The sequence below is a fragment of the Xanthomonas bromi genome, from assembly GCF_900092025.1.
In the GTDB taxonomy this organism is placed as follows: domain Bacteria; phylum Pseudomonadota; class Gammaproteobacteria; order Xanthomonadales; family Xanthomonadaceae; genus Xanthomonas; species Xanthomonas bromi.
The window spans coordinates 1-17,058 of the sequence record NZ_FLTX01000010.1; the positions used below are offsets into that span (position 1 = coordinate 1).

Annotated in this window: 13 protein-coding genes and 1 pseudogene; 11 read left to right on the forward strand and 3 right to left on the reverse strand. The window is 64.7% G+C overall.

The window, feature by feature from the left end:
* The 8 genes from XBLMG947_RS04080 to XBLMG947_RS04115 form a co-directional block, all read left to right on the forward strand.
* Positions 1–710 (forward strand): S8 family serine peptidase (locus tag XBLMG947_RS04080; protein ID WP_139074354.1); only part of this gene is annotated, 710 nt, incomplete at its 5' end.
* Positions 711–720: 10 nt separating this feature from the next.
* Positions 721–1,479, forward strand: coding sequence for a heme ABC transporter permease CcmC (gene ccmC, locus XBLMG947_RS04085; RefSeq protein ID WP_065466511.1), 759 nt, complete (start codon positions 721–723; stop codon positions 1,477–1,479).
* Entirely contained in the window at positions 1,476–1,682 is a 207-nt protein-coding gene (gene ccmD, locus XBLMG947_RS04090) for a heme exporter protein CcmD (protein ID WP_065466512.1), read from the forward strand. Before ccmC ends, ccmD begins: the two co-directional genes overlap by 4 nt.
* A complete protein-coding gene (ccmE, locus tag XBLMG947_RS04095; protein WP_065466513.1) occupies positions 1,679–2,149 on the forward strand; it encodes a cytochrome c maturation protein CcmE in 471 nt (156 codons plus the stop codon). Before ccmD ends, ccmE begins: the two co-directional genes overlap by 4 nt.
* A gap of 63 nt (positions 2,150–2,212) precedes the next feature.
* On the forward strand, positions 2,213–4,201 hold the full coding sequence (locus XBLMG947_RS04100; RefSeq protein ID WP_065466514.1) for a heme lyase CcmF/NrfE family subunit: 1,989 nt from the start codon (positions 2,213–2,215) through the stop codon (positions 4,199–4,201).
* The gene (locus XBLMG947_RS04105; protein ID WP_065466515.1) at positions 4,198–4,740 is read left to right on the forward strand and encodes a DsbE family thiol:disulfide interchange protein; all 543 of its coding nucleotides are present in this window, start codon (positions 4,198–4,200) and stop codon (positions 4,738–4,740) included. The genes XBLMG947_RS04100 and XBLMG947_RS04105 overlap by 4 nt, the downstream gene beginning before the upstream one ends.
* On the forward strand, positions 4,737–5,234 hold the full coding sequence (locus tag XBLMG947_RS04110; RefSeq protein WP_245228100.1) for a cytochrome c-type biogenesis protein: 498 nt from the start codon (positions 4,737–4,739) through the stop codon (positions 5,232–5,234). The genes XBLMG947_RS04105 and XBLMG947_RS04110 overlap by 4 nt, the downstream gene beginning before the upstream one ends.
* Entirely contained in the window at positions 5,234–5,917 is a 684-nt protein-coding gene (locus tag XBLMG947_RS04115) for a tetratricopeptide repeat protein (protein ID WP_065466516.1), read from the forward strand. Before XBLMG947_RS04110 ends, XBLMG947_RS04115 begins: the two co-directional genes overlap by 1 nt.
* Before the next feature lie 363 nt (positions 5,918–6,280).
* Here the strand turns inward: XBLMG947_RS04115 and XBLMG947_RS04120 are convergent, their stop codons facing one another.
* Both XBLMG947_RS04120 and XBLMG947_RS04125 read right to left on the reverse strand, forming a co-directional pair.
* Entirely contained in the window at positions 6,281–8,353 is a 2,073-nt protein-coding gene (locus XBLMG947_RS04120) for an ATP-binding protein (RefSeq protein ID WP_065466517.1), read from the reverse strand.
* Positions 8,340–9,857 (reverse strand): ATPase domain-containing protein, encoded by a 1,518-nt coding sequence (locus tag XBLMG947_RS04125; protein ID WP_065466518.1) that lies wholly within the window; start codon positions 9,855–9,857, stop codon positions 8,340–8,342. The genes XBLMG947_RS04120 and XBLMG947_RS04125 overlap by 14 nt, the downstream gene beginning before the upstream one ends.
* Positions 9,858–10,159: 302 nt before the next feature.
* Here XBLMG947_RS04125 and XBLMG947_RS04130 point away from each other — a divergent pair, with 302 nt between their 5' ends.
* The gene (locus XBLMG947_RS04130; protein WP_065466523.1) at positions 10,160–10,504 is read left to right on the forward strand and encodes a response regulator; all 345 of its coding nucleotides are present in this window, start codon (positions 10,160–10,162) and stop codon (positions 10,502–10,504) included.
* A gap of 111 nt (positions 10,505–10,615) precedes the next feature.
* Here XBLMG947_RS04130 and XBLMG947_RS04135 read toward each other — a convergent pair whose 3' ends face one another.
* Entirely contained in the window at positions 10,616–13,471 is a 2,856-nt protein-coding gene (locus XBLMG947_RS04135; protein WP_065466519.1) for a hybrid sensor histidine kinase/response regulator, read from the reverse strand.
* Between the two features lie 439 nt (positions 13,472–13,910).
* On the opposite strand from XBLMG947_RS04135, the pseudogene XBLMG947_RS21065 reads away from it, so the two are divergent.
* Together XBLMG947_RS21065 and XBLMG947_RS04145 are read left to right on the forward strand one after the other, a co-directional pair.
* Positions 13,911–14,315 (forward strand): annotated as a pseudogene (locus tag XBLMG947_RS21065) (FAD-dependent monooxygenase); the annotation flags it as partial.
* Between the two features lie 274 nt (positions 14,316–14,589).
* Complete coding sequence (locus XBLMG947_RS04145) at positions 14,590–16,701, forward strand: methyl-accepting chemotaxis protein (RefSeq protein WP_065466521.1); 2,112 nt, start codon at positions 14,590–14,592, stop codon at positions 16,699–16,701.
* Positions 16,702–17,058 lie beyond the last annotated feature (357 nt).

The window sequence follows — 17,058 nt, forward strand, 5'->3', positions numbered from 1 at the left end:
ATCCCGATCTGAAAGCGCGCATTCGCGACGTGCACGATCTGGTCGATGACAAACCGGTCATGACCAGCAGCGATTCGCATGGCACCGAAGTGGCCGGCATCATTGCTGCCGGCAGCAACAATCACCAGGGCATCGTCGGCATGGCACCCAAAGCCATGTTGAGCGTCTACAAGGCCTGCTGGTACGCGCCCACGGTCGGTGCCACCGCACGCTGCAACACCTTCACCCTGGCCAAGGCGCTGGCGGCGATCAACAACAGCTCCGCGCGCGTCATCAACCTGAGCCTGGGCGGCCCAGCCGATCCGCTGCTGAGCAAGATGTTGCAGCAGTTGGTGCAACAGGGACGCATCGTGGTGGCGGCAATGCCGCCGAACGGGCGTCTGGACGGGTTTCCCAACGACGTGCCCGGCGTGCTGGTCGTGCGTAGCGGCAGCGCAACGCCGGCCATGCCGGGTGTGCTGAGCGCGCCCGGCAAGGACATCCTGACCACGCAGCCGAACGGCCGTTACGATTTCACCTCCGGCTCGTCGATGGCCACCGCGCATGTCAGCGGCATGGCCGCGCTGCTGCTGTCGCTGCAACCGTCGATGGATGCCAAGGCGTTGCGCGAGCTCATGCAACGCACCAGCAAGGTCTCCGACGGGCAGTTGCAGGTCAATGCCGGCGCCGCAGTGCAGGCGTTGTCGCCTCACGCCCAACACTCCAACTGACGGCATCGGCATGGCGAAGTGGATTCCCTTATGGCTGCATAAACTCAGCTCGCCGCCCACCTTCTATCGTGTCGCCGGCAGCGTGAGACCGTGGGCGCTGGGGCTGGCCCTGCTGCTCGGCGCGGTGGCCGCGTACGGCGGGCTGGTGCTGGCACCGCCGGACTATCAGCAGCACGATGCCTACCGCATCATCTTCATCCACGTGCCCAGTGCCTGGATGAGTCTTTTCATCTACGCGGCGATGGGCGTTTCGGCGTTCGTTGCGCTGGTGTGGCGGATCAAGCTGGCCGAAGTGGTCACCATGGCGTCGGCACCGATCGGCGCGGCGTTCACCTTCATCACCCTGTGCACAGGCGCGCTGTGGGGCAAGCCGATGTGGGGCACCTGGTGGACCTGGGATGCGCGGCTCACCTCCGAGTTGCTGCTGCTGTTTTTGTACCTGGGCGTGCTGGGACTGTATTACGCAGTGGAAGACCGCCGTCAGGCGATGCGCGCGGCCGGTTTGCTCGCACTGGTGGGCCTGGTGAATCTGCCGATCGTGCATTACTCGGTGGTGTGGTGGAACACGCTGCATCAGGGCTCCACCGTGCGTCTGCTTGGCCCCTCCAAGATGGGCGCGGACATGCTGTGGCCGCTGCTGACCATGATGCTGGCAACCAAGTGCTACTACGTCGCCAGCCTGTGCGGCCGCGTGCGCGTGGACTTGCTGGCGCTGGAAAGCGGCAAGGACTGGGTCCGCCGCATCGTGTTGACGGAACGCACCGCATGAGCACCTTTTGGGCGATGGGCGGCTACGGCCAATACGTGTGGACGTCGTATGCGTTGTTCGTACTGGTGCTGCTGGCCGATCTGGCAGCGCCATGGTTACGACGCAGGCGTCTGCCACGCGAACTGCGTGGCCAGTTGCAGCGGCAAACCCCGCGGCGTCCGCGCGATCAGCCCGCTCCAGCGCTGGAACGGGACGCGCCATGAATGCCACACGCAAACAACGCCTCTGGCTGGTGATCGGCGTACTCGCCGCCGCCGCGCTGGCCGTCATGCTCATCGTGTTCGCGCTGCAGCGAAACATGAGCTACCTGTTCACGCCCAGCCAGATCCGCGCGGGCGATGCCGCCGGCTATCAGCAGTTCCGGCTCGGCGGCATGGTCAAGGCCGGCTCGATCCAGCGCGACAGCGCTTCACTGAAAGTCAGCTTCACCGTCATCGATAAAAACGCCGCCACCCAGGTGGACTACACCGGCATTCTTCCGGACCTGTTTCGCGACAACCAATCGGTCATCGCCAACGGGCGCATGCAGGACGGGCGCTTTGTCGCCAACGAAGTGCTGGCCAAGCACGACGAAACCTACATGCCGAAAGAGCTGAAGGACGCGATGGCAGAGGGCCACCTCGGCAAGCCGATTCCCGCCACCGTCGCACCGCTGACCGCGCCGCGTTGACGCGCTGCCGCTTGGCGCCAAGCACGTCGATGATTCCTTTCCGTTTGACCTTGCGACTCGCCCATGACGCCTGAACTCGGCCAGATCGCATTGATCCTGGCGCTCTTGTTATCGCTTGCCCAGGGCGTGTTGCCGTTGATCGGTGCGTGGCGCGGCAACACCGCATTGATGGGGATCGCGCGGCCCGCGGCGGTTGGCCAGGCCGTGTTCGTATGGATGGCGTTCGGCCTGCTCGCCTGGTCGTTGTTGTCGCTGGATTTTTCGGTGAGTTACGTCGCCGCCAACGCCAACATCGCCCTGCCCTGGTATTACCGCGTCGCCGCCGTGTGGGGCGCGCACGAAGGCTCGTTGTTGCTGTGGATCGCCATCCTGGCGACCTGGACGGTGCTGCTGGCCGCTTTCAGCCGGCATCTGCCGCAGCATTTCGCCGCTCGCGTGCTGGCGGTGCTGGGGCTGATCTCGGTGGGCTTTCTGGCCTTCATCCTGCTGACCTCCAATCCGTTCGGGCGGCTGTCGCCGATTCCGCTGGATGGCAACGAACTCAATCCGGTGCTGCAGGACCCGGGCATGACCTTCCACCCCCCGGTGCTGTACACCGGGTATGTCGGGTTTTCGGTGGCGTTCGCGTTCGCGGTGGCGGCGTTGCTCGGCGGCGAACTGGAACAGGCCTGGGTGCGCTGGGCGCGGCCCTGGACCAATGTAGCCTGGGCCTGCCTGACCGCGGGCATCGTCGCCGGCAGTTGGTGGGCGTATGCCGAATTGGGCTGGGGCGGCTGGTGGTTCTGGGACCCGGTGGAAAACGCCAGCTTCATGCCCTGGCTGGTCGGCACCGCGTTGATCCACACCCAGGCAGTCACCGAAAAACGCGGCAGCCTGCGCGCGTGGACCATCCTGCTGTCGATCCTGGCGTTTTCGCTCTCGTTGCTGGGGACCTTCCTGGTGCGCTCGGGCGTGCTGACCTCGGTGCATGCCTTCGCTGCCGATCCGCGCCGCGGCCTGTACATCCTGATCTTCCTGGTTGCGGTGGTCGGCGGCTCGTTGCTGTTGTATGCACTGCGCGCGCCCAAGATCGCCAGCGGCAAACCGTTCGCCGCCGCCTCGCGCGAAACCGGCATTCTCATCGGCAATCTGCTGCTCACCGTGGCCACGGCGATGGTCTTGCTGGGCACCTTGTTCCCGCTGATCGCCGACGCCTTCGGCCTGGGCAAGGTGTCGGTGGGGCCGCCCTACTTTGGCTTGCTGTTTCCGTTGTTGATGTTGCCGGTCGTGCTGTTGCTGCCGTTCGGCCCGTACCTGCGCTGGGGCAAGGCCGACGCTGCACCGTTGACGGCGCTGGGCACGCGTGCCGGCATCGCCGCAATTGCCTGCGCATTGGTCGGTAGCGTGTTTGCCGATGGTCAGGCCAGGGCGATCGCCGGCATGGGGGTCGCCGCATGGGTGGCAGCGGGCACCGCGCTGTACGTGATCAAACGCTGGCGCGACATGCCGCGCGGGCGGCGCTTTCCGGCTGAAATGGCCGGCATGCTAATCGCGCACGCAGGCGTGGCGGTGTTCGTGGCCGGTGTGCTGGTGTCCGACAGCCTGTCGGTGGAACGCGATGTGCGGCTGTCGCCTGGCGAAAGCGCGCTGATCGCCGGCTACAGTTTCCGCTTCGATGGCGTACAGCTGGTGGACGGGCCGAACTGGAAGGCCGAACAAGGCAGCGTGCAGGTGAGCCGCGACGGCCAAGCAGTCGCGCACTTGCATCCGCAAAAACGCCTGTACAGCAGCGAGCGGATCCAGACCGAATCGGCGATCGACCCCGGCATTACCCGCGATCTGTATGTGGCGCTGGGCGAACCGCTGGACGACCAGCACATCGAAAACGACTGGACGCTGCGGCTGTACTACAAACCCTTCATTCGCTGGATCTGGGCCGGTGGCCTGCTGATGATGTTGGGCGGTTTCGTCAGCGCCTGCGCACGCCGCTTTCGGGCGCCGGCGACTGCAGACGGATCGGCCGCATCTGCGTCGCATCCGGCTATCGTCATCGCACAGGAATCGCACCCGTGAATCGTCTACTACCCTTGCTGGGCTTCCTGTTGCTGGCGGCGCTGTTCGGCTTCGGCATCGCGTGGACGATGCAGCACAACCCGCGTGATGTGCCCTCGCCGTTGATCGGCAAGCCGGCGCCGGCCTTCTCGCTGCCGCAGCTGGATCATCCCGAACAACGCGTGAGCCGCGACCAGTTGCTGGGCAAGCCATACGTCCTCAACGTGTTCGGCAGTTGGTGCGCCGAATGTGTGCACGAGCACACGGTGCTGATGGCGCAGGCCAGCCGCCTAGGGGTTCCCTTGATCGGCTACAACTACAAGGACGCACCGGCCGATGCGACCGCCTGGCTGGGACGATTGGGCAACCCGTATGCGGTGGTGATCGCCGATGAAGCTGGCCAGACCGCCATCGACTTCGGCGTCTACGGCGCCCCGGAAACGTTCCTGATCGATGCGCAGGGCGTGATCCGCTACAAGTACATCGGCGTGCTGACCCCGGATGTCATCGACGATGCGTTGCTGCCGGCCATCGCCGCGCTGCCCAAGGGCGCGCCGTGATCGGGTCTTGCCACGCAGCGCTGTGGCATTGGCGCTGGCACTGGCGCACGCAAGGGCGGCGTGTGCGCCTGTTGCTGGTGTTGCTGCTTGGCGTGCTGCTTGCACCTTCGCTCGCGGCACAGGCCGTGGACCCGCTGCCGTTCAAGAACCGCGGCGACGAAGCGCGCTATCAACGTTTGACCGCACAGTTGCGTTGCCTGGTGTGCCAGAACGAAAACCTCGCCGATTCCAACGCCAGCCTTGCACGCGATCTGCGTCATCAGGTGTTCGCGCAGTTGCAGGCCGGCAAGAGCGATGCGCAGATCAAGCAGTACATGGTCGAGCGCTATTCCGATTTCGTGCTGTACGACCCACCGGTCAAGCGCGCTACCTGGCTGCTGTGGTTCGGGCCGGTGCTGATGTTGGTTGCCGGTGCGGGCGTGGTGATCCACACCGTGCGCAAACGTGCACGCGCCGGGACGCCGGTGGCGCCGCAGGCGGAGGAAGAGTGGTGATGACGGGTTTCTATCTCGCAAGTGCAGCACTGGTGGCGTTGGCCTTGCTGCTGTTGTTGCTGCCACTGCTGCGCCGTCCGGCCCGCACTGGCAACGCGCGCTACAGCGTGCCGATGTTGCTGGCACTGGGACTGCCGCTAGCCACGGCCGGGTTGTATCGGCTGGTGGGCGCGCCGGAGGCGATCGCCACGCGCGTGTATGCCTCGCAGCCACCGCAAGCTGCGTCAGAGGCACCGTCTGCAGCCACAAGTACCGCTGCCGAAACGCCGGAACAGGCGCTGGAGCGTTGGATGCAACAAGCCAAAACGGACGAGCAGAACGACCGCCCCGCCGATGCGCGAGCGGCGTATGCGCAAGCGCTGAAGATTGCTCCCGATATCAGCGCCGCCATTGTCGGCTGGGTGGCGGCCGATATGGCCACGCACAGCGACTTCGCCATCGATGCCGCATCGCGCGCGCGACTGCAGCAGGTCATCGCACGCGAGCCGGACAACCAGCGCGGCCTGTGGCTGTTGGGCATCAGCGATTTTCAGCAGCAGGACTTCGCCGCTGCCACCGCGCAATGGCGCCATCTACACAGCTTGTTGGAGACCGGCTCACCGATGCAGAAAGCGGTGGCAGACAAGATCGCGGTGGCGGAATCGATGGCCAGCACGCGCCAGTCCAAGCGCGGTGCGCGCTGAGGAATCGACTCCTGGATGGTTGGACCTCATGGGTGATGGTTGCAACGCAGTGCGATGGAACCGCGCGTGCAGCAGGCACGTCGCCGCTTCGCGCAATATGTGCGGCACTCGTGCACACAATCCATCTCAATCGCATCGCTCAATCAGACGATACGCATGTTGCCGTGCAGTTGCATGGCACGCGCATCACCGCACGACCGCTTCTCACGCTGGCCTGACAACCTTCGTGCAGCTGACCATAGGATTGCGCAGCCCCGAAGCGGGCGTGGCCAGTGCTCCGAGAGAACACGGGCACTTGTACACCCAGATGCACAAGTGTGGTCCTCGCCTAGCCGGCGAATCGCGACGTTGCGTTAGCCGCTCTCAGGCCGACGGCCCCAGCACTTCGTGTAGCTTTCCGCTGAATTCGCCCAGCGTGAATGGTTTGGCGATCATGCTCATGCCCTCGCCGAGAAACTCGCCACGGTCGCGCGCCGTTTCCGCATAGCCGGTCATGAAGATCACCGGCAGATCGCGTCGCGACTGCCGCGCGATCTCGGCCAGCTGGCGTCCGTTGAGGCCGGGCAGGCCCACGTCGGTGACCAGCAGGTCGATCCGTCGTGGCGAGGCCAGAATCGGCAGCGCCGCGTCCGCATCGGCCACCACCTCGGCCTGGTAGCCCAGCTCGCCGAGCAATTCGGTGACCAGCAGCCGCACCTGTTCGTCGTCTTCCACCACCAGCACCTGCTGACCCTGCCCGGCCAGCACCGCATCGCTCTGCGTCGGCGGCAGCGCGCTTTGCACGGCCACCCCGGCGGGCAGATACAGGCTCACCGTGGTGCCCGCGCCCGGCTGCGATTCCACCCTCACCTGGCCGTTGGACTGCTGCATGAAACCATAGATCATCGACATGCCCAGACCGGTGCCCTGGCCGATCGGCTTGGTGGTGTAGAACGGCTCGAACACGCGCTCCAGCACGTCCGGCGGCATACCGGCTCCGGTATCGGCAACCGACACCACCACGTAGTTCCCCGGCGTCAAGGTGACGCCCCTCCCGAGCTCCAATGGCTGGTCGTCCACCTGCAGGTGCCGCGTCGCGATGCGCAGCAGCCCACCATCGGGCATGGCATCGCGCGCGTTGATGGCCAGGTTGATCAACGCGCTTTCCAGCTGATTTTCGTCGACGTACGCTGGCGGCATATCCGTTTGCAGATCCGTCTCCAGGCGCACCGATTCGCCCAGCGTGCGCGTCAGCAACTCCTGCAGCGAGACCACCAGATCGTTCAATTGCAGATGCCGTGCTTCCAGCGACTGCCGGCGCGAAAATGCCAGCAGGCGCTGGGTGAGCGCGGCTGCGCGCAATGCCGACGCCGAGGCCACATCCAGAAAGCGCCCCAACCCTTCGGTGCGGCCTTGATCGATGCGCAGCCGAGCAAGATCCAGCGCAGACAGAATGCCGGTCAGCATATTGTTGAAATCGTGCGCGATGCCGCCAGTGAGCTGGCCCACCGCCTCCATCTTCTGGGCCTGGCGCAGCGCCGCTTCGCTGGATTCGCGCGCCAGCATCTGTTGCTGCAACTCGGCGGTGCGTTCGATCACCTTGGCTTCCAGCACGCTCGCCTGTTGCTGGATCGATTCCAGCGCCAGCGCGCGCGTGGTCACATCGGTAGCGAACACATGGAATCCATCCACCTGGCCGTCCGCATCGAAGCGCGGAATGTAGCGGATTTCCGCATCGCGGCGGCGTCCGTCGGCATGCGGCCAGCTGGTTTCGATCGTCAGGCTCTGCCCGGCCAAGGCGGCCTCGATCCAGGCGCGGCGCTCTCCGACCACTGCCGGCCCCACCACATCCGTCAGCGGCCGCCCGATCACATTCGCTGGCGACACGCCGATCCAGTCTTCGTAGGAACGATTGGCGAAGCGGTACACCATGTTCTTGTCGATGAAGGCGATCAGCACCGGCAAGGCATCGGTCACGCGGCGCAGTTCGGCTTCGCTCTGTGCCAGCGCGGCGCGGCCTTCGGCCAGCTGCGTCAGCTGGTCGCGGATCACGAACTGCTTCTGCCGCGAGCGCAACGCAGTGGAGATGGCGCTCAACAGCGAGGCCGAACTCAGCGGCCGTTCCAGCTCGATGACATTGGTCATCTCCGCCGGCAGTTGCACCTGCCGCCGGTTGTGCGCACCACGCGGCGTGCGCAACAGCACGAACGGAATGTCCGACCAGGCCTGCTGGCCTTGCAGGATGTGCGACAGCGCATGCAGGTCGCCGCTGATCGCTTCTTCGGTCAGCACCACCACGCCGGAGGCGTCGTGCAGATCGCCTGCCAGCGCAGCCAGCGTCGCGTAGACCCGACGCGTCAGCCCACGTTCGCCGACGATGCCGGCGATGCTTTGCGCATCGCGTCCGAATGGCGCGATGATGTGAACGATGGAACCGTCAGGGTCACAGACAGTCAAAGGGACGATCCAGGAACGGTTCTTCCTCTCCAACGAACTGCGGCGTACCGGTCAACACGCCGTGGAATTTATCCAGCGGCTCGCTCAGCTGCAGGCCGCCGCTGCCGATGCGCAATTCGCGAATCGCATCTTCGTGTGCGCCGCTGCGGTTCTTGATGACCGACAACGCCTTGCGAATGCGTCCTTTGGCCTCGAAAAAGCGCAGCAGGATGACGGTGTCGGCCATGTAGGAGACATTGAGGGTGCTACTGGTGGCCATGCTGCCGACCAATCCCTGCTGCGGGTTGATCAGAAACGTGGTCACGCCGCTTTGGTTGAGATACGACAACAACTCGTGCATCTGCAACATCAACTGTTTTTCCTGCGGCATCGACGCCAGATAACCGTTGAGGCTGTCGATCACCAGGATGCGGCAGTCACGCTCCTCCACGCTAGCACGCACCGCCCAGGCGAACTCTCCCGGCGTGAGGTCGGCCGGGTCGATCTGGTGAAGCTCCAACAGGCCCGAATCCAGATATTTGCGCAGATCCATGCCCAGTCCTTCGGCGCGCTTCAACAACGTGCCGGTGCGCTCGTCGAACTCCAGCATGCAGCAATGCTCGCCGCGTTCGCACGCCGCAACCACGAACTGCAACGCCAGATTGGTCTTGCCCGAGCCGGCGGGCCCGGTGAGTAGCGTGCTGGTGCCGCGCAACGGACCGCCGTGCAGCAATGCGTCGATGCGCGCCACTCCGCTCGGCACCGGGTCGCCGATGAACGGGGTATGGTGATCGGAAGCGATCAGACGCGGATAAATGCGCATGCCGCCGGTGGTGATGGTCAGATCGTGGTAACCGGCGATGAAATTGACGCCACGCAACTTCTGCACCTGCATGCGCCGCCGCGCCGCGCCGAAGTCCAGTGTCATGCGCTCCAGCGATATCACCCCGTGGCACAAGCTGTGCAGATGCGCATCGCGCTCGCCGTTCTCGCCGGTGAGATCGTCCACCAGAAACACCGTGATGTTGCGCGGCGCGAAATACTGCTTGAGCGCCAACACCTGGCGACGATAGCGCAGCGAATCCTGTGCCAGCAGACGCAACTCGGACAGCGAATCGAACACCACCCGCGTCGGCTTGACCCGGTCCACTTCGGCCTGGATGAGCTTGATGGTGCCATCCAGCTCCATTTCCCACGGGTGCAGGATGGATTGCTGTCGCCCGTCGCCGAGAAACGCCTCGGCAGAGGCCAGCTCGAAAATATGCAGCGCGTCCAGCGACCAGTTGTGCGATGCAGCCACTTCGGTGAGCTCGTCGATGGTTTCAGACAAGGTCACGTACAGACAGCTTTCGCCCTTGGCCGCTCCATCCAGCAGGAATTGCAGCGCGATTGTCGTCTTGCCGGAGCCAGGCTGGCCTTCGAGCAGGTACAACCGATTGGGCGGCAGGCCACCGCGCAAGATGGTGTCGAGCCCGGTGCTGCCAGTGGTGATGCGGTTCGCGGTCATCGGCTTCACATTCTTCATGGACCTGAATTTATCACGCGGACGTGATGAGGCAGTACGCGCACGACTGAATTCATCAGCTTGCTCTGCTTGACGCCATGCGGCAATCGCCGACGTGACCATGGTCGCAACACCGATCCGACAGGCCTGCTTGCACCGTCGGCCGCCGTTGGACGAATGCGCAAACGGGCTGCACAACACCGTCTGACGCCATCCAACACCTCCATCACACCACCGCGCCTACCTTGCTTCAAGAAGCACACCGCACCTAGTGCGATCGATCGAGAACCGCAGTGACTTATGCACTACCCAACACACGCATCCTGCTGGTCGAAGACGACGACGCAATCCGCGAAATGGCTGCAGACATTCTGGGTGACGGGGGCTACTACGTCATAGCATCCGCCGACGCCGAGCAAGCACTGACGCAGCTCACCCGCGCATGTCCATTCAACCTGCTGCTGTCCGATATCTGCCTGCCCGGCATGAACGGGCGCGACCTTGCCGATAAAGCGCGCATCCTTTACCCCGCGCTGCCCATCGTGTTCATGACCGGCTACGCGGGCGAAATCGCCAAACGCGCCGATTTTCTGGATACCGGCATGCACCTGTTGACCAAGCCATTTTCATTGCGCGATTTGCTGGGCATCGTACAGACGTCGCTGTAAGCAGATCCAACTGCGCACCGAGGCAGCCTCGGTAGCGCCGCCTTCCGAGTGACACTCATGCCTGACGCGATCGCACTGAAAATCGCGACTCGCAGCCAGCACCCGCAGCACCTATTGCGTGGGTCGCTCCAGCAACTGCGCCACCCGCCGCTCCAGCTCGATCGCCTGGAACGGCTTGGTCAACACCTCCATGCCATCGTCGAGCTGCCCCGCGCCCACCGCAGCACTGGCGGCATAGCCGGTGACAAACAGCACCGGTAGCGCCGGCCGCAATTGCCGCCCTGCATCGGCCACCTGGCGCCCGTTGAGGCCGCCGGTCAGGCCAACGTCGGTCACCAGCACGTCGATGTGCTCCTGCGAGCGCAAACGCTCGACCGCCGCACTGCCCTCTGCAGTTTCGATCACACGGTAGCCCGCTTCGGTGAGCACTTCGGAGATCAAGACGCGGATCGCGGTTTCGTCTTCCACCAGCAGCACGGTGCAACTGTACGCGGCGTTGCGCTGCAGCGGCCGGTCGGCAGGCGCCACATCGTCCTGCGCCGGCACGCCGGTGAAACGTGGCAGGTACAAGGCCATGGTGGTGCCCACGCCCACTTCCGAATCGATACGCACATGCCCGCCGGATTGGCGGGTGAAGCCATAGATCATCGACAGGCCCAATCCGGTGCCCTGGCCGATGGGCTTGGTGGTGAAAAACGGTTCGAACACCTTGGCCATCACCTCGGCAGTCATGCCGCTGCCGGTGTCCCGCACGCTCAGGCACACGTAATCGCCGGCCGGCAACTCCAGCTGCTGCGCGGCAGTCGCGTCCAGCGCGCGATTGTGCAGGCTGATGGTGAGCTCGCCGCCATCGGGCATGGCATCGCGCGCGTTGATGCACAGATTGAGCAGCGCATTTTCCAGCTGCGGCGCATCGACCAGCACCTGCCACGCTGCGTCGGCCGGACGCAGCTGCAGGGCGATCGATGGCCCCAGCGTGCGCGCAATGATCTCGTGCATGCCGCGCACCAGCGCTTCCACGTCCAGAGCGGTCGGTGCCAGCGTTTGCCGGCGCGAAAACGCCAGCAGCCGCTGGGTCAAGGCGGTGGCGCGCGCCGCGCTGGATTGCGCCATCTCCACATAGCGTTCCAGTCGGTCGTACTTGCCCTGTTCGATGCGCGTCTGCAGCAGTTCCAGGCCAACGCTGATGGCAGTGAGCAGATTATTGAAATCGTGCGCCAGCCCGCCGGTCAGTTGCCCTACCGCTTCCATCTTCTGGCTCTGACGCAGTTTTTCTTCGGCCAGCAGCAACGCTGCGCTGCGTTCGCGCACGCGCTCTTCCAGCGTTTCGGTGAGCTGACGCAGCTGCTCTTCGGCCACGCGTTTGTCGGTAATGTCGGCAGAGGTGCCGAACCACTCGACGATCCGCTCGCGCTCGTCCAGCAGCGGAATCGCGCGCATCAAGGTCCAGCCCACGCGCCGGTCTGCGCCCAGCAGGCGGTATTCCACATCCACGCCAGACTTGTTGGCAGTGGCCTGCGCGAGCACGTCCGCCAGCCGCGCGCGGTCGTCCGGATGCACCGTCGCCTGCCAGTGGGACGTGGCGGAGAGCGCCTCGTTCAATACGCCATCGCCCACCAATTGGCGCAGTTCGCGCCAGTCTGCGCTGGCGGAAAAAATCGATTGCGAGGATGCACGGACCAGCGCATCCAGGCGTCGCTCGCTGTTGCGCAAGGCTTCGCTGGCCAGCCGCTCGGCCGTGCGGTCGCGCAGCACCTTGACGAACCCGATGGCTTCGCCGGTCTCTTCGCGCAACACCATCAGCGAGCCATTGGCCCAGAACCGCTCGCCGGATTTGCGCACGTGCCAGCGCTCGTCCATGCCGCTGCCGCTTTCCAGTGCCGCAGCGGCTTCGATCAGGATCTGGCCTCGCTCGACGTCTTCCGGAGTGAATGTACGCTGCAGCGATTGACCGAGCATCTCGGCCTCGCTCCACCCCAGAATGCGCCGGGCACCTTCATTCCATGACGTCACCCGCCCGTGCATGTCGGTGGCGATGATGGCGTAGTCCATCACGCTGTCCAGGATCTGCCGGTTGCGTACCTCGGCCTCGCGCACCGCACGTTCCAGGCTGATGCGGTCGGTGATGTCCAGGCCCTGCACGAAGATGCCGGAGATGGTGCCATCGGCGCCGGCAATCGGCTGATAGACCAGATCCAGCAGGCGCCGTTCGCTGGGCCCGCCGGGCACGGCCTGTACGTTGTACGGCAGCGCATTGGCCGAGAACGCACGCCCAGACCGATACACCTCATCCAGACGTCGTAGATGGCCCTGCTCCACCGCATCCGGTAGCGCCTCGGCCAGCGAGCGTCCGACCACATCGCGATGGCCGATCAAACGCGAATAGCACGGGTTGACGAACTCCACCCGATGCTGCGGCCCGCTCAAAAATGCCATGAACATCGGCGCCTGCTCGAACAGACGGATCAAGCGCTCGTGTTCGTCGGCCAGCCGCGCCTGCGCCAGCTTGCGTGCGGTGACCTCATTGGTGACGCAGAACGCACCGCCCACCTGGCCATCGTCCAGATAGATCGGCGAGAACGAGAACGTCCACCAGGTCTGCTCCGGCACGCCGTAGCGGTTCATGCCGATCGGCAATTCCTCGAAGCGCGACGCCTGCCCTGCGAACGCTGACTCGATCGGCTCGCGCACGGCTTCCCACGCATCGGCCCACAATTCACGCAGCGGCGCGCCCAGTGCCTGCACCTGGCGCGGCCCCAGGATCGGCGCATAGGCATCGTTGTAGAAGAAGGTCAGCGCATCGCCCCACACCACATACATGCTCTCGGGCGAGCCGAGCATCAGATCGACGGCGTTACGCAGCGGCGATGGCCAGTGCGTGGTGGGTCCCAGCAGGCTTGCAGCCCAGTCGTGGTCGCGCACCGCCTGCGCCATGACGCTATCGCCGTGCGGAAATCGCGTATTCATCGGGTGCGTGCCTGCACTGCATCCGAGCGCAGGCCGCCGCTGCAGCACGCACCGTGCACGGCCGCAGCCGTGCGCTTATCCATCCCCCATCCGTACATCGCTTTCAACCATCGAAAAGACCAGGTTAGCCAGATGTGCAGCACTTGTCGGCGAGACCAAGTGCGCACGCGGGCGCCCATCATCTGGCCTATGGCAGTTGGCGTCCAGCCACCTCGGACGCAGTGACTGAACCGGGCAGCGTCCACTGCCGCGTGTGCGACAGCGTGCAGCGTGCGCCACGGCCGCACTGGCCCTTGGCCTGCGTATACAACCATGCCATGTTGCCAGCTGCACAACAGCGCGCTATCGCTGCGGCCGCCAAGCCGCCAGGCATTCGCGCGTGGCGAAGGCGCAGCTGCGCCACGCGTGCTGCAGGACACGTAACATCGGCTGATGGCCCCATGGCAGCGCACGCTCGTACAGACGCGCCTTGCGTCAAGGGACGCATGCGGCGTTGGCATACCGGCTGCGCCGTGCTCAGCGGCGATGCAGCCTGGTGCGCTGCGCCACTGGCCGGAATCGGCGCCACCCTGCCGGTGACAGGCGGCGATATGCTGGCCAGCGCCATCGCCCGTGGCGATACGCTGGACGCGGCCTTTGTTGCGTACGCCACCGCCATGCGCCCGATCTTTGGCAGTTCCAGGGCATGCCGAAGATCGGCCCACGCCTGATGAACCCGCATGGCCGGCTCGGCATCGACGTGTTGCATGGCGCACGCAAACTCGCCAGCTAGCCTAGCGTGCAGAACATCGCGACAAAGTGGATGACGCCCGCGAGCAAGACACCGGATCTCTCGCACGCTCCGTCAGCGCAGGGACGGGCACTGGAGAGAAACGCTGCAGCGCCACAGGCGCAAGCGACATGGGCTGTCTCGGCGCGCACTGGCAGCCCCACCAGCACCTGAACCACCAGGTGCCACGGCTTCAGTTCTAATGGAAGGGGTCGCTAACGAACAGGTCGAGACACCTCCGAAGCGGCGGCAGTTGTGCTGGCTCCTGCGGTATCCCGAGCGCATTCATCTCCCTGCAGCTGCCGGGACTCCCCCGCTCTTCCACTCGTCGAACTCCGATGGAACCCCTATGCATTTCTTCCCGAATTTGCGCATTGGACAGCGCCTGGCCCTTGGTTTTCTCGCGATCATCGTGTTGATGGTGCTCCTGACCGTGGTGGGCATCCAACGCGTTCGCAGCATCGACCAGCAGCTCACCGCCATCAACGAAGTCAACAGCGTCAAGCAGCGTTACGCGATCAACTTCCGCGGCAGCGTCCACGACCGCGCGATCGCCCTGCGCGACGTCGTGCTGATGGACGACCCTGCAGACCGCCACGCTGCCGAACAGTCGATCGACAAGCTCGCTGCCGATTACGCACGCTCGGCGCAACCGCTCGACGACATGATCGCCAGCTCGAGCGATGCGAAGGAAAAAGACATCCTCCAGAACATCAAGACCATCGAGCAGCGCACCCTGCCGCTGGTCGCGCAGGTTCGGGAATTCCGCGATGCCGCCGACAAACCGCATGCAGAACAGCGCCTGCTGCAGGAAGCACGCCCGGCCTTTATCGCCTGGCTGGCCAGCATCAATGCCTTCATCGACCTGCAGGAAGCCAAGAACCGCGCCACCGCCAGGCAAGCCGTCGCCACCGCGCGCGGTTTTGCGATGCTGATGGTGATTTCCACGGTTGTCGCCCTGCTGCTGGGCGCGGCCATCGCCTTCCTGCTCACCCGCAGCGTGGTGTTGCCGCTGCGCCAGTCGCTGCGCCTGGCAGAGCGCATCAACGACGGCGACCTGCGCAGCCAGGACACCCCCACCAACAACGACGAATCCGGACAACTGTTGCGCGCCATGCAACAGATGCAGCGGCGCCTGCAGGAAGTGATCTCCGCACAACGCAGCATGGCCGCGCGCCACGACGCCGGCGAGATCAGCTACCGCACCGACGCGCAGCGTTTTCCCGGCGAATACGGCGACATGGTGCAAGACACCAACGCGCTGGTGCATGCCCACGTGCAGACCCAGCTGCGCATGACCGAGGTCATGGGCAGTTACGCGGTTGGCGATCTCATCCAGGACATCGAGCGGTATCCCGGTGAAAAAGCCGCCATTACCGCCACCATGCAGCAGGTGAAGCGCAATCTGAAAGCGATCAACACGCAGATCCAGGAACTGACCCAGGCCGCATGCGCCGGCAACTTCGCGCTACGCGGCGAGCCGGAAAGGTTCGAGCACGACTTCCGCCTGATGGTGGAGAACCTCAACACCATGATGGCCACCTCCGACACCAACCTGGCCAAGTTCTCCGAGCTGCTGCACGCGATCGCCGACGGCGACCTGACCGTGCGCATGTCCGGCAACTTCCATGGCGTGTTCGCCTCCATGCGCGACGATGCCAACAGCACCGTGCATCGCCTGACCGACATCGTCACGCGCATCCAGACAACGTCCAACAGCATTAGCTTCGCCGCCGAAGACATCGCCAGCGGCAATCAGGAACTGGCGCAGCGCAGCGAACAGCAAGCCACCAGCCTGGAAGAAACCGCCGCCTCGATGGAAGAGCTGACCTCCACCGTCAAGCAGAATGCCGAGCACGCAACCCGCGCCAATCAACTCGCACGCGGTGCCGCCGCCGTCGCCTCGGAAGGACGCGACGTGGTCGGCCAGGTGATCGAACAGATGTCCGGCATCGAAGCCTCGTCCAAGCGCATCGCCGACATCATCTCGGTGATCGACGGCATCGCCTTCCAGACCAATATCCTCGCTCTCAACGCCGCGGTCGAAGCCGCACGCGCCGGCGAGCAAGGCCGCGGCTTCGCCGTCGTCGCATCGGAGGTGCGCACCCTTTCGCACCGTTCTTCGGATGCGGCAAAAGAAATCAAACGGCTCATCGACGACTCCGTACAACGCGTCGCCGACGGCTCCACCCTCGTGCACAAGGCCGGCACCACCATGGGCGAGGTCGTCACCAGCGTCCAGCACGTCACCGACATCATGGGGCACATTTCCGCCGCCTCGCAGGAACAAGCCGGCGGCATCGAACAGGTCAATAAGACCATCGCCCAGATGGACGAAACCACCCAACACAACGTCCGCCTGGTCGAAGCCGCGAGCACCGCCGCGCGTGCGCTGGAAGACCACTCGGCGCAGCTCACCGGGGCTGTGGAGGTATTCAAGGTCAAGGCTGCAGTGATGTAAGTGCCTGCAGCGCCCGATCGGAGGCGTGGCGCAGTCGGGCGAACGCCTTACGCGCCGCATGGGTCACGGTGTGCGGGACGTGCTGCAGCTGGAACCGCAGACATGCCGGTTCGCGCATCGATCCGCAAGAAACGTGTTTTCGGAACGCATCGCCCGCCCAGGCAGCAACAGCCGGCGGCGATGCGCATCCACCATCCAATCACGCTGAGCCGTCGTTTGCACGCGCAGCACGAATGCCGCGAACGATCCAGGCGAACGAGCTGGTTGAAGATGTCGTAGATCTTGAGACGTTATGTCGGGTATCCCACGGGAGTGTCCGACAAGATCGGTGAACGCATTCCATGCAGATCCCGACGC

What these genes read in the sequence shown, in the direction of transcription:
- ccmC (WP_065466511.1), top strand. Translation starts at nt 721, where the DNA reads ATGGCGAAGTGGATTCCCTTATGGCTGCATAAACTCAGCTCGCCGCCC.
- ccmD (WP_065466512.1), top strand. Translation starts at nt 1,476, where the DNA reads ATGAGCACCTTTTGGGCGATGGGCGGCTACGGCCAATACGTGTGGACG.
- ccmE (WP_065466513.1), top strand. Translation starts at nt 1,679, where the DNA reads ATGAATGCCACACGCAAACAACGCCTCTGGCTGGTGATCGGCGTACTC.
- XBLMG947_RS04100 (WP_065466514.1), top strand. Translation starts at nt 2,213, where the DNA reads ATGACGCCTGAACTCGGCCAGATCGCATTGATCCTGGCGCTCTTGTTA.
- XBLMG947_RS04115 (WP_065466516.1), top strand. Translation starts at nt 5,234, where the DNA reads ATGACGGGTTTCTATCTCGCAAGTGCAGCACTGGTGGCGTTGGCCTTG.
- XBLMG947_RS04125 (WP_065466518.1), bottom strand. Translation starts at nt 9,857, where the DNA reads ATGAAGAATGTGAAGCCGATGACCGCGAACCGCATCACCACTGGCAGC.
- XBLMG947_RS04135 (WP_065466519.1), bottom strand. Translation starts at nt 13,471, where the DNA reads ATGAATACGCGATTTCCGCACGGCGATAGCGTCATGGCGCAGGCGGTG.
- XBLMG947_RS04145 (WP_065466521.1), top strand. Translation starts at nt 14,590, where the DNA reads ATGCATTTCTTCCCGAATTTGCGCATTGGACAGCGCCTGGCCCTTGGT.